Annotated in this window: 12 protein-coding genes and 1 tRNA gene; 6 read left to right on the plus strand and 7 right to left on the minus strand. The window is 70.6% G+C overall.

Features of this window, described 5'->3' with window-relative positions; genetic code table 11:
- Nucleotides 1-6: 6 nt before the first annotated feature.
- The 4 genes from AMK29_RS05990 to AMK29_RS06005 form a co-directional block, all read right to left on the minus strand.
- Nucleotides 7-1,305 (minus strand): homoserine dehydrogenase, encoded by a 1,299-nt coding sequence (locus AMK29_RS05990; protein WP_073810626.1) that lies wholly within the window; start codon nt 1,303-1,305, stop codon nt 7-9.
- 157 nt (nt 1,306-1,462) lie between these two features.
- Nucleotides 1,463-2,854, minus strand: coding sequence for a diaminopimelate decarboxylase (gene lysA, locus AMK29_RS05995; protein WP_073808621.1), 1,392 nt, complete (start codon nt 2,852-2,854; stop codon nt 1,463-1,465).
- 17 nt (nt 2,855-2,871) lie between these two features.
- A complete protein-coding gene (nrtL, locus tag AMK29_RS06000) occupies nt 2,872-3,834 on the minus strand; it encodes an ArgS-related anticodon-binding protein NrtL (protein WP_073808624.1) in 963 nt (320 codons plus the stop codon).
- A 132-nt stretch (nt 3,835-3,966) separates the two neighbouring features.
- A complete protein-coding gene (locus AMK29_RS06005) occupies nt 3,967-4,455 on the minus strand; it encodes a response regulator (protein ID WP_073808627.1) in 489 nt (162 codons plus the stop codon).
- A gap of 159 nt (nt 4,456-4,614) precedes the next feature.
- On the opposite strand from AMK29_RS06005, the gene AMK29_RS06010 reads away from it, so the two are divergent.
- A tRNA-Arg gene (locus tag AMK29_RS06010) sits at nt 4,615-4,686 on the plus strand.
- 195 nt (nt 4,687-4,881) lie between these two features.
- On the opposite strand, the gene AMK29_RS06015 is transcribed toward AMK29_RS06010, so the two are convergent.
- On the minus strand, nt 4,882-5,151 hold the full coding sequence (locus AMK29_RS06015; protein WP_073808630.1) for a barstar family protein: 270 nt from the start codon (nt 5,149-5,151) through the stop codon (nt 4,882-4,884).
- A 275-nt stretch (nt 5,152-5,426) separates the two neighbouring features.
- On the opposite strand from AMK29_RS06015, the gene AMK29_RS06020 reads away from it, so the two are divergent.
- Nucleotides 5,427-6,365 carry a MerR family transcriptional regulator gene (locus tag AMK29_RS06020; RefSeq protein WP_073808632.1) on the plus strand — a complete coding sequence of 313 codons (939 nt, stop codon included), beginning with the start codon at nt 5,427-5,429 and terminating at the stop codon, nt 6,363-6,365.
- A gap of 74 nt (nt 6,366-6,439) precedes the next feature.
- A complete protein-coding gene (locus AMK29_RS06025; protein WP_073810628.1) occupies nt 6,440-7,009 on the plus strand; it encodes a GNAT family N-acetyltransferase in 570 nt (189 codons plus the stop codon).
- 241 nt (nt 7,010-7,250) lie between these two features.
- Here AMK29_RS06025 and AMK29_RS06030 read toward each other — a convergent pair whose 3' ends face one another.
- Complete coding sequence (locus AMK29_RS06030; RefSeq protein ID WP_073808635.1) at nt 7,251-8,084, minus strand: class II glutamine amidotransferase; 834 nt, start codon at nt 8,082-8,084, stop codon at nt 7,251-7,253.
- A gap of 380 nt (nt 8,085-8,464) precedes the next feature.
- Here AMK29_RS06030 and AMK29_RS37755 point away from each other — a divergent pair, with 380 nt between their 5' ends.
- Complete coding sequence (locus AMK29_RS37755) at nt 8,465-8,806, plus strand: hypothetical protein (RefSeq protein WP_338012728.1); 342 nt, start codon at nt 8,465-8,467, stop codon at nt 8,804-8,806.
- A 168-nt stretch (nt 8,807-8,974) separates the two neighbouring features.
- Here AMK29_RS37755 and ku read toward each other — a convergent pair whose 3' ends face one another.
- Nucleotides 8,975-10,015: a non-homologous end joining protein Ku gene (ku, locus tag AMK29_RS06040; protein WP_073808641.1), complete on the minus strand. Its 1,041-nt coding sequence runs from the start codon at nt 10,013-10,015 to the stop codon at nt 8,975-8,977.
- Nucleotides 10,016-10,066: 51 nt separating this feature from the next.
- Between ku and ligD the strand changes: the two genes are divergently transcribed.
- The gene (ligD, locus tag AMK29_RS06045) at nt 10,067-10,966 is read left to right on the plus strand and encodes a non-homologous end-joining DNA ligase (protein ID WP_073808644.1); all 900 of its coding nucleotides are present in this window, start codon (nt 10,067-10,069) and stop codon (nt 10,964-10,966) included.
- 134 nt (nt 10,967-11,100) lie between these two features.
- The gene (locus tag AMK29_RS06050; protein ID WP_241845178.1) at nt 11,101-11,988 is read left to right on the plus strand and encodes an ATP-dependent DNA ligase; all 888 of its coding nucleotides are present in this window, start codon (nt 11,101-11,103) and stop codon (nt 11,986-11,988) included.
- Nucleotides 11,989-12,030: the final 42 nt, after the last annotated feature.

Consider the following 12,030-nt stretch of genomic DNA (forward strand, 5'->3'; position numbering starts at 1 on the left):
GGTCCTTTACTCCCCTTCAACACGCATGATGCTGGCGACACCGCGCACGGTGTCGAGCTTGCGCAGCGCTTCGACGGTCCCGGAGAGGGCGGCGTCGGGCGCGCGGTGGGTGACGACGACGAGAGAGGCCTCGCCGTCTCCGTCCTGTCGACCGTGCTGACGCACCGTGTCGATGGATACGCCGTGCTCGGCGAAGACCGTCGCGACCTGGGCGAGGACGCCCGGCTTGTCGGCCACGTCGAGACTGATGTGGTACCGCGTCACGACCTCGCCCATGGAGCTCACGGGCAGCTGGGTGTACGCGGACTCACCGGGGCCGTTGGCCTCGTTGAGCTTGTTGCGGCACACGGCGACGAGGTCACCGAGGACGGCGGAGGCGGTCGGAGCGCCGCCGGCGCCGGGGCCGTAGAACATGAGCTGCCCGGCGGCGTCGGCCTCGACGAAGACCGCGTTGTACGCGCCGCGGACGGAGGCGAGCGGGTGGCTCAGCGGGATCATCGCGGGGTGCACGCGCGCGGTGACGGAGCCGCCGTCGGCGGCCCGCTCGCAGATGGCGAGCAGCTTGATGGTGCAGCCCATCTGCTTGGCGGAGGCGAAGTCGGCGGCGGTGACCTCGGTCATGCCCTCGCGGTACACGTCGTCGAGGCGTACGCGGGTGTGGAAGGCGATCCCGGAGAGGATGGCGGCCTTGGCGGCGGCGTCGAAGCCCTCGACGTCGGCGGTCGGGTCGGCCTCGGCGTACCCGAGGGCGGTGGCCTCGTCGAGCGCCTCGGAGTAGCCGGCGCCGGACGTGTCCATCTTGTCGAGGATGAAGTTCGTGGTGCCGTTGACGATGCCCATCACGCGGTTGATCTTGTCGCCGGCGAGGGACTCGCGCAGCGGCCGGATCAGCGGGATCGCGCCGGCGACGGCGGCCTCGTAGTAGAGGTCCTGGCCGTGCTTCTCGGCGGCGGCGTAGAGGCTCGCGCCGTCCTGGGCGAGCAGCGCCTTGTTCGCCGAGACGACGGAGGCGCCGTGCTCGAAGGCGGTGGTGATGAGGGTGCGGGCCGGCTCGACCCCGCCGATGACCTCGACGATGACGTCGATGTCGCCACGTTTGACCAGGGCGGTGGCGTCGGTGGTGATCAGCTCCGCGGGGATGCCCTCGCGGACCTTGTCCGGGCGGCGCACCGCCACGCCGGCGAGCTCGACCGGGGCGCCGATGCGCGCGGCGAGGTCGTCGGCGTGCGTCGTCATGATGCGCGCCACCTCTGAGCCGACCACTCCACAGCCCAGCAGCGCCACCTTCAGCGGACGCGTACGCATCATCCGACCTCTTTCTCGTCCTACTTCGTATCTCTACGTTCGTGTCTCTGCGGTTCTCTACGGTGGAACCAGTCTCACTCACCGGACGGGGGTTTCCGCCCTCCGTCCGGATCCTGAGACATCTATTTCATCACTCGGTTATCACTGGACTATTTCATCACCCGACGTCGAGACGCAGGAGATCTTCTTCCGTCTCGCGGCGGACGATCACCCGTGCCTCACCGTCCCGGACGGCCACGACGGGCGGCCGGAGCGCGTGGTTGTAGTTGCTGGCCATGGAGCGGCAGTACGCGCCGGTGGCGGGCACCGCGAGAAGGTCGCCGGGCGCCAGGTCGGCGGGCAGGAAGGCGTCCCGTACGACGATGTCGCCGCTCTCGCAGTGCTTGCCGACGACCCGGGAGAGCATCGGCGCCGCGTCACTGGTCCGCGAGACGAGGCTGACGCTGTACTCGGCGTCGTACAGGGCGGTGCGGATGTTGTCCGACATGCCGCCGTCGACGCTCACGTACGTCCGCAGCCCTTCGAGCGGCTTGACCGTGCCCACCCGGTAGAGGGTGAAGGCGGTCGGGCCGACGATGGCGCGGCCGGGCTCCACGGAGATCCGGGGCGTACGGAGCCCCGCCGCCTCGCACTCCCGGTTGACGATCTCGCTCAGCGCCTTGGCGATCTCGTGCGGCTCGCGCGGGTCGTCCTCGGAGGTGTACGCGATGCCGAGGCCGCCGCCGAGGTCGATCTCGGGCAGCTCCACGCCGTGCTCGTCCCGCACCTCGGCGAGCAGCTGGACGACGCGCCGCGCGGACACCTCGAAGCCGGCCATGTCGAAGATCTGCGACCCGATGTGCGAGTGGATGCCGATGAGCTCCAGACCGTCCAGCCTCAGCGCCCGCCGGACGGCCTCGGCGGCCTGCCCGCCGGCGAGCGCGATGCCGAACTTCTGGTCCTCGTGCGCGGTGGCGATGAACTCGTGGGTGTGCGCCTCGACACCGACGGTCACCCGGATCTGGACGCGCTGCCGCTTGCCGAGGGAGGTGGCGATGTGGGCGACGCGGACGATCTCCTGGAAGGAGTCGAGGACGATGCGCCCCACGCCGGCCTCGACGGCCCGGTGGATCTCCTCCTCGCTCTTGTTGTTGCCGTGGAAGGCGATGCGCTCGGCGGGCATCCCGGCGGACAGGGCGGTGACGAGCTCGCCGCCGGAGCACACGTCGAGGTTCAGGCCCTCCTCCGTGAGCCAGCGCACGACGGCCCGCGAGAGGAACGCCTTGCCCGCGTAGAAGACGTCGGCGTCGGCGCCGAAGGCCTCGGCCCAGGCGCGGCAGCGGGCGCGGAAGTCGGTCTCGTCGAGGAAGTAGGCGGGCGTGCCGAACTCCTCGGCGAGCGCGTCGACCCCGATCCCGCCGACGGTGGCGACCCCGCGCCCGTCCCGGGTGACGGTCCGGGACCACACCTTCGGGTCGAGGACGTTGAGGTCGGCGGCGGGCGCCTGGTAGTGGCCCTCGGGGAGGACGTCGGCGTGGCGGGGGCCTGCGGGGTGGGCGGAACGGCTCATTGTCTGGCTCTGCTCTTTCAGATCCGATCGGGTGCGCTGATGCCGAGCACGGAGAGGCCACCGGCGAGCACCGTCCCGGCGGCTTCGGCGAGCGCGAGCCGGGAACGGTGGGCGGCCGAGGGTTTCTCGTCGCCGAGCGGCAGAACGGTGTGCTGGAACGCGAGCAGCGCGTCGGCGGTGGCTTCCAGGTGCCGGGCGACCCGGTCGGGGGCGCGGTGGCGGGCGGCGGCGAGCAGGACGACGGGGTGGTCGCCGAGGGCACCGAGCAGTGCGGGCGCGTCGATGTCGGTCTCGTACGCGGGTGTGACCCGGAGCTGTTCTCCGTTGGCGAGCAGCCTACGCACCCGCGAGTGGGCGTACCGCACCCGGAAGAGGGGATTGCGCTCGTGCTGGACGAGGAGCGGCGGCCCGTCGAGGGGCCGGTCCTGGGGGGCGGGCCGGAGCAGCGCCCAGCGGGCGGCGTCGGCACCGAGGGTGTCCTCGCGGTACTCCCCCGCCCGTACGTGGATCCGCTCGGTGCCGCCGAAGCCGGCGTCGGCGCCCTGCGCCCGGAGGAGCCGGACCACGGTGCGGGTGACGAGGGAGGCCCGCGGCTCGGCCGGTTCGGCGAAGCGGACGACGGTCCCGGCGAGGGCGGTGCCGCTTCCGTACCCGGCGCCGGCCTCGCGGACCGCCCGCACGAGCTCGGCACCGGCGTCACGGCGGAGGCTGAAGTTCAGGAAGCCGGGTCCGGTGATCTCGACGCCCCGCAGACCGGGAGCGTCACGGAGCCGCTCCTCCAGGATCCCGGCGACATCGAGGGCGCTACGGCCGGCGGCCCGGGCGAGGGTGAGCGCGATGTTGCTGGCGTACTCCCCGCTACCACCGGGCCGGGCCCGCTCGACCTTGACGACCGGCGGCACGTCGACCCGCAGCGCACCGTCGCCGACCGCGCGGCGCACGGCGTGCAGCACGGTGAGGGAGAGGTCCGCGGGGGTCACGGGTCAAGCCTAGGGGAGGAGGGGGGTCAGAACGCGAACCGGTTTCGGTATGCGGGCACCTGGGTGGGGGTGGCTGTTGGGGGCATGGCCCAGTGGACCGGGGCCACCGCTACTACAACCGCTACAACGGGCTTAGCGCATCCCGCGCGTGCTCCTCGCGCGCCGGGGTTCCTGCTCCTCTGCTCCGTCGACTGCGGCCGGTTCCTCTCCGGAGTCGGGCCCGGCGGCCTCGGGCCGCTCACGCCGCTCGCGGTGCATGAGCTGGCGGACGACACGGACGAGCTCGGTGGGCTCGAAGGGCTTGGCGAGGAAGGCGTCGATCCGGGGCACGGCCCCGCCGGCGGCCTCGTGCTCACCACACGCGCTGATGATCGCGACCGGCAGATGGCTGGTCCGCGGATCGGCGCGCAGCCGCTCGGCCGTCTTGATCCCGTCCAGTCGGGGCATGACGACGTCCAGGGTGACGACATCAGGACGAACCCGATGCACGACATCCAGACACTCGGCACCATCGGCCGCGGTCACGACCTCGAACCCCTCGAGTTCGAGATTGACCCTGATCAACTGCCGGATCACCTTGTTGTCGTCGACAACGAGCACCCGACCGGACACGCCTGACACACGAACGAGAGTAGGACGCCCCGCACGGCTGCGTCCGGGTTTTACCCACTTCTGACCCGTGCGGGGGACCGGAGCCCTGGTGACACCCCGGAAATACCTGTTCACAGCCACTCCCAGAGAGCTGGTAGGGTTCTACCCGTCGCCGCCGAACGCGGCAACGCCCCCGTAGCTCAGGGGATAGAGCAACGGCCTCCGGAGCCGTGTGCGCAGGTTCGAATCCTGCCGGGGGCACTTCGCAGGAAGTGCCAGACAGACCCCGTGATCAGCGGAAACGCTGAACGCGGGGTCTTGTTGTATGTGCGGGCGGGAGCAGCGCTGAGCGGCCGTGCGTCGGGGCCCGTGGCCTCTTCGTGGACAGTTCCTCGCGGCATCGGCGCAGGTGGGAACACGGAGACGACGAAGGGCCCGGGACAAGGCCCCAGGGCCTCACGTGTACTCAGCGACGAAGTTGGGGCGGTACTGACGTCGAAAGTCATCGAGCGACTGCCGCAGGAGATCAGCCTCGTTGGGGAGACTCATCGTCAGGTCGCTCCATCCCGTGAAGCGCAGGTGATCCGGCATCTCGACCAAGCCGGTGACCGCGTCCCAGAAGGCAGCCCAGTTCATCCCGTAGAACGAGGGGAAGTCGAGCGCATCGCGCAGGACAGAGTGAAGCTGGCGGTGATCGCGGATGCCGCTGACGTCGATGATGACCATGCGGCATGATCCCAGAAAGGCTGTTTACTGGGACGTCCCAGGCGTCGGAGGACGATCACGGGCGACAAGCGCTGGGTTTCCGACGTGCCCGTCTCATGCCCGATCAGACCGGACCCACGGTGACTCTCGCCGCGACGGTTTTCAGGACCTCTGTCCGACTGTAGGGGTGCAGACGCGCAGGCGGCCGATGGCCGGACTCGTGGATCAGGAGTGGTTGCCTGCCGGCAAGCGCCGGGGCTTGAGTCTCCAGTAGGGGGAGGCACGAAGGTGGGGGCATGAACGGCGACACGCTCTACTCGATCGGCGAACTGGCTCGGCGGACCGGTCTCACGGTCAAGACCATTCGGTTCTATTCCGATCGCGGAATCGTGGCGCCGACGGACCGCAGCCCGGCCGGCTACCGCCTCTACAACATCGACGCCGTCGCACGCCTGGATCTCGTGCGGACCCTGCGCGAGCTGGGGCTGGACCTTCCCACGATCCGCAAGGTCGTGGACCGCGAGCTCTCGCTTCCCGAGGTCGCCGCGGCGCACGCCGAAGCACTGGCAGCGCAGATCGGAGTCCTGCGCCTGCGGCGCGCGGTGCTGACGGCGGTCGCCGAGCGCGGGTCGACACCTGAGGAGACGGAACTCATGCACCGGCTGGCCCAGCTTTCCGAGGACGAACGCCGACGTCTGATCGGCGATTTCCTCAACGCCGTCTTCGGCGATCTTGACGCCGCCCCCGCATTCGCGGGGGTCATGCGCTCGATCACCCCCGAGCTGCCCGACAACCCGGAGGCAGAGCAGGTCCAGGCGTGGGTGGAGTTGGCCGAGATGTCCCTGGACCCGGATTTCCGCGCCGTCGTGCGGCGGATGGCCGAGGACCTGGCAGCCGAACACGCCCGAAGCGAGACGACGGGCCCGCGCCGCGACATTGCCGCAACCGTCCGTGACCAGGTTGGTCCGGCCCTGACCATCGGCCTCGACCCGGCCTCGCCCCAGGCCGATCGGATCGTCGCGGCGTTCACGGCGCACTACGCGCACCTCCTCGGCCGCCCCGACGACGTCGAGCTTCGCCGCCGGCTGGCGACTCGGCTGGAGAGCGTGAACGACCCCCGATGGGAGCGATACCTCCAGCTGCTCGCGGTGGTCAACGGCTGGCCTGCCCCGGAGAGTCTGGCGCCGGTGTTCGACTGGTCCGTCCAGGCTCTGCACGTCCGGACACAGGAATGACGGGGCGGTCGCAGGGCGGCATGGGGCGGACATGGCTGGCATCGGGCGAAAACGCCGCCAGATACGACCGGCTGGTGGGTGCCCCGGTCGAACTTCAGGTGGCCGCCTCGCCGGCCTCTCCCGCTCTCGTCCTTCGCCCCTGGCGCATGGAGGACGTTGCCGCATTGGTCGAGGTGAGCCGGGATCCCACACTGCGCCAGTGGGTGAACTCCGTCGTGGACGACGATGCCGACGCGGCACGCTGGGTGCAGGCCCAGCAGCAGGGCTGGGCAGCGGGCAACCGGTTCGGCTTCGCCGTTCCTGAGGCACAACCTTGTCCGGTTCGCGGACAGTTGCTGGGCAACGTGGCCCTCAAGGAAGTCGCCTACGGCCAACCGGCGGCCGAAGTCGGCTACTGGACCGCGGCGCACGCGCGCGGGCGGGGAGTGGCCTCCCACGCTCTGGAGGCACTCACCAGCTGGGCATTCGACACCTTCGAAGCCGACGGGCTGGAGCGTCTCGAACTCCTGCACCAGGTGGACAACCTGGCATCGTGCCGCGTTGCGCAGAAGAGCCGCTACGACTTCGACACCATCCTGCCCGCGGCACCGCCCTCCTTCCCCCGCGACGGCCACCTGCACATACGTCGGCACACGAGTGCCTGAAGATCCTCCCGGTTTCTGCGGGGATCGGCTGAGGCTGCTGCTCACGCCGAGAGCGTCTCGGGGCGCTCGACGAGGTTACCGTCGGTCACATCAGGGACCAGACTCTATGGCGGCGTCCGGTGATCGTGCGTCACGGCGGCCGTGCGTGGCGCACGGTGCGGACTCCCGCCGAGACGGGCCAGCTGTTCGACATCCCTTCGACGGCTCCTGCCGTCCGGTCGGTGGGCGAGACCAAGGCGTGTCACGCCGCTGACGGGATGAAGGAGTACATCTCGTCGCCGCCCGGCTGGATGACGCCGTAGCTGCTCTCCGGGACTTCGTGCCAGGCGCCGGGCAGGTCGCCCAGGGGCTCCGAGACGATGAGGCGGGTCTCGTCGGAGATGTCCCGCAGGAACCTGACGTCCGGGTGGAGCCGGCGCAGTGCCTCCACCTTGCTGCTGTAGAACAGGGACCGGGACGTGCGCCCGCTGGAGTAGCGGAAGGCCCAGAGGCGTACACCGTCGGTGATGGCGAGCGTCATCTGGAGCGGGTACTCCACGCCGTGCTCGTGGCCGGTCCGCTCCACCACTTCCGCCATCCGGGCGACGGCGGCGGGCGGGTCCTCGTCCAGGCCGTAGGTGAGCGCCAGGTAGAACATCACCTCGGAGTCCGTCGACCCCCCGATGTCCGCGTACAGCTCCGGGTCGACGAGCAGCATGAGTTCCCGTCGCATGAGGTGGAATCCCGCGATGGCGCCGTTATGCATGAACATCCAGCGGCCGTGCCGGAACGGGTGGCAGTTCGTCTGCTGCACCGCCGTGCCCGTCGACGCCCGGATGTGAGCGAAGAAGAGGGGCGAATGGACGTGGTCCGCCAGTTCCCGCAGGTTGCGGTTGTTCCAGGCGGGGCCGATGTCCTTGAAGAGGGCCGGGTTGTCGTTGCCCTCCGTGTACCAGCCGACGCCGAATCCGTCACCGTTGGTGGTCTCGACACCGAGTTTTGAATGCAGACTCTGGTCGATCAAGGAGTGCGCCGGTTTGTACAGGAGCGTGTCCAGCAGGATGGGCGATCCCGAGTAAGCAAGCCATCGGCACATACGTCATCACCTGGGTCCCTGCCGTGTCACGCGAGGGGTCACTGCCCGGCCTTCTCACTCATTCTCAGCCCCGTCACCCGGGAGCGCCACGCTTGGCGCCGCGCTTGGCGTCGCGCGCGGGCCGGGGGTGGCACCGGTGTTCTATAGGGTCGGTGATTCGTCGACCCAGGGGGAGTTCCATGATCAGGTCCTCGCTGCCGGGCGCGGTGGTCATCGCCGTCGCTCTCGCCGCGCTCAGCGTTTCCTGCGGTGCCGGTGGTACCGGTGATGCCAGTGGTACGGGGGGTGCGCCTGGATCAGGGGGCTCCGTCAGTGCCAGTGCGTCGAGCAGTGCCGCGGTGCCGGGCGGTACGACCGCGCCGAGCAGTACGCCCCCGAGCGTGGAGAGTTCGGCGTCGGGGCCCGCCACACCGTCGGCCGAGCGGGTTCGTGACGCCTTCGCCGGGCTGCAGGCGACCCTCGACGACTCGTGCACGCCCGGCAACTGCGCCTACTTCCTCGGACGGGTCCACGACGAACTCCAGCGGATGGACCGGGCCATGAAGGCGGACCCCAAGGGGCCCGGGCACTTCCCCGAGCCCATCGCGCTGATCGCGAAGCTGAACCGAGAGCTCGACGGCGACCGCTCGTTCGAGAATCTGAAGAAGCATCAGAGCCTGTTGGTCGGTACCCGCGATGAGATCAACACGTGGATGCAGGGGCATCCTGACGACTACCGCTGACGGGCTCGGTGGAGTTGTCGCAGTCGGGGGGCGTGCTGCGGCGATAGGCCCTGCTGCGGTGACGGGCCGGTCCTCCGCGCGGTGGGACGGTCCTCCGCGCGACGGGCTTCCCAGGGCCGCCGCGCGGTGGGACGGTCCGCCGGGCGGCGGGCGGCCGAGGCCGGTCCCTCAGGCCGTGCGCTTGCGCGGGGTCGTCTTCTTCGTCGTCGTCTTCTTCGCAGCCGGCTTCTTGGCCGTGGTCTTCTTCGCCGTCGCCTTCTTCGCCGTGCTCTTCCTCGCCGTCGGCTCCTTCGCCTCCCCTTCGGCCTTCGACGTCGACTTGCGGGCCGCCGCCGTCTTCTTCGCGGGCGTCCGGGACGTGGACTTCTTGCCCCCCGTCTCCTTCGGCGTCCCGCGCGGCTTGAGCTCCGTCACCACGGCATCCTCGCCACGGGCCTCCTTCGCCGCCCTGACGCTGTTCTCCAGGGCAGCCATCAGGTCGATCACCCGGCCGCCCTGCGCCTCCCCCGGGCTCGGGGGTGCGACGGCCTCGCCGCCCTCCGCCTTCGCCGCGATCATCTCCTCGACCGCGGTCCGGTAGTCGTCGTGGAGAGAATTGATGTCGACCTCGCCGAGCGTGGCCATCAAGGCGTCCGCCAGGTCGAGTTCGGCGTCCCGTACCGCCACCGGGGTCTCCGGAGCCACGCCCTCCGGGGCGCGGATCTCGTCCGGCCAGAGCAGGCCGTGCATCGCGATCACGTCGTCCACCACGCGCAGCATGCCGAGCCGCTCCCGCCCCCGCAGGGCGTACTTCGCCACAGCCACCTTGTCGCTGCGCTTGAGCGCCTCCCGGAGCAGCGTGTACGGCTTGGCCGCCGGCACGCCGTTCGCCGACAGGTAGTACGCGACGTCCATCTGCAGCGGATCGATCTCACCGGCCGGTACGAACGCCACGATCTCGATCGTCTTCGCCGTCGGGAGCGGCAGCGCGGCCAGGTCCTCGTCGGTGATCGGGATCATGGTCCCGTCCGCGTCCTCGTACGCCTTGCCGATCTCCGGCCCTGACAGCTCCTCCCCGTCCAGCTCGCACACCTTCTTGTAGCGGACGCGGCCGCCGTCCTCGGTGTGGATCTGACGGAAGGAGACCGAGTGGCTCTCGGTGGCGTTCACCAGCTTGATCGGGATGCTGACCAGGCCGAAGGAGATGGCGCCGTTCCAGATGGATCGCACGTTTCTTACCTTTCGAGCCTAAAAGCGATGGTTCGTGGGGATTGTCATCGTATGACGCCTGTCACGGAGGTGGAGGGGCGGCGCCTGGCGCTCAGCAACCTGGAGAAGGTGCTCCACCCGGCCACCGGCACCGCCAAGGGCGAGGTGCTCCACTACTACGCGACCGTCGGAGCCGCGATCCTGCCGCATCTGCGGGACCGCCCGGTGTCCTTCCTGCGCTATCCGGACGGCCCGGACGGACAGCTCTTCTTCACCAAGAATCCTCCGCCCGGCACACCCTCCTGGGTGAGGACCACCCCCGTCCCCCGCTCCGAGGACCCCCGCGCCCGCCAGGTCGTCATCGACGACCTCCCCTCCCTGATGTGGGCGGCGAACCTCGTCGTGGAGTTCCACACCCCGCAGTGGCGGGCCTCCTCCCCCGCCGTCGCCGACCGGCTCGTGTTCGACCTCGACCCCGGCCCGCCCGCGACCGTCGTCGAATGCTGCCGGGTCGCCCTCCACCTGCGTGAGCGGCTCGCGGCGGACGGCCTCCACGCCTACGCCAAGACCTCCGGCTCCAAGGGGCTCCACCTGCTCGTGCCCGTGGTGCCGACGCCGTCCTCCCGCGTCTCCGCGTACGCCAGACAGCTCGCCGTCGAAGCGGAGGCGGCCCTGCCGAAGCTGGTCGTCCACCGCATGGCCAAGGCCCTGCGGCCCGGGAAGGTCTTCGTCGACCACAGTCAGAACGCCGCCGCCAAGACCACCGCCACCCCCTACACCCTGCGGGCCCGGACCCTGCCCACCGTGTCCGCACCCGTCACCTGGCAGGAGGTGGAGGAGTGCGCCGCCCTGCCCGCCTCCGACCCGGAAGCCCTCGTTCTCCTCATGGACGACATCACGCCACGTCTGGAGCGGTACGGGGAGCTTCTCGCGCCCCTTTTCGCGCCCGAGCGGGCGGGAGAGCTGCCGTGAGGGGCGGGGGCCGGTGGGTGGGCGGGGGGCCGGAGCGTTCGGTGGGTGGGAGGTCTGGGCGGTCGGTGGGAGGGGGGCCGGGACGGTCGGTCGGTCGCGGCCCGGGGCGGTCGGAGGGCGGGGAGTCCGGGGCCGTGGTGCTGGTTCCGCCCGTCGACGTCATGCGGCCACGGGCCGCCGACGAGATCCCCGCACAGGGCGAGCCGCCACGCGAGCTCCAGTACTCGCTCAAGCTGGACGGGTTCCGCGCCCTCGCCTTCGTCCTCGACGACGGCAAGGTCGTCCTCCAGTCCCGCTCCCGCCGCGACCTCGCGCCCGAGTTCCCCGAGACCGCCGCGCACCTGCGCGAACAGCTTCCTCCCGGCATCGTCCTCGACGGCGAACTGTGCGCCTACCGGGAAGGACGCCTCTCCTTCACCGACCTGCTCCGGTCCCCCGCCGACCGCGCCCGGACCGGCGTACCCGTCTCGTACATCGCCTTCGACCTCCTCGCCGTACCCGGCCAGGACGTACGGAGCCTCCCGCTCCGCGACCGGTGGGAGCTGCTCGGCATGGCCCTGCGGGACGCCGAACCGCCACTCCAGCGCGTCCTCGCCACCCTGGACGAATCGACCGCGCGCGACTGGTTCCGCGACCTCCAGGACGCCGGAGTCGAAGGCATCGTCGCCAAGACGCTCGGCTCCACCTACCGGGCCGGGCCCACCTGGGCCTGGCGGAAGGTACGGCACATGGACACCAGCGACGGCCTGCTCCTCGGCGTCCTCGGCCCCGCCGAGCGGCCCCGAGCCCTCGTCGTACGCCTCGTCGACGGCCGCACCGCGACCACCTCGCCCCAGCTCACCCCCGCGCAGTCGCGCGAGGTCGGGGCCCTGGTGGGCGACCGCGCCGGGCCCCTCACCCCGGACGCCGAGCACGGGCCGGTCCGGTGGGTCGAACCCCCCGTGCCGGTCGAACTGCGGCAGCTCGCCGGACGGCAGCGGCAGGAGAACCCGACCTTCGTCCGGGTTCGGTCCGAGGGCTGAGGAGGTTGGGGGGGGTGGGGTGTTGGGTTGGGTGGGGGTGGA

Origin of the sequence: Streptomyces sp. CB02261, from assembly GCF_001905665.1 — a bacterium.
In the GTDB taxonomy this organism is placed as follows: Bacteria; Actinomycetota; Actinomycetes; order Streptomycetales; family Streptomycetaceae; genus Streptomyces.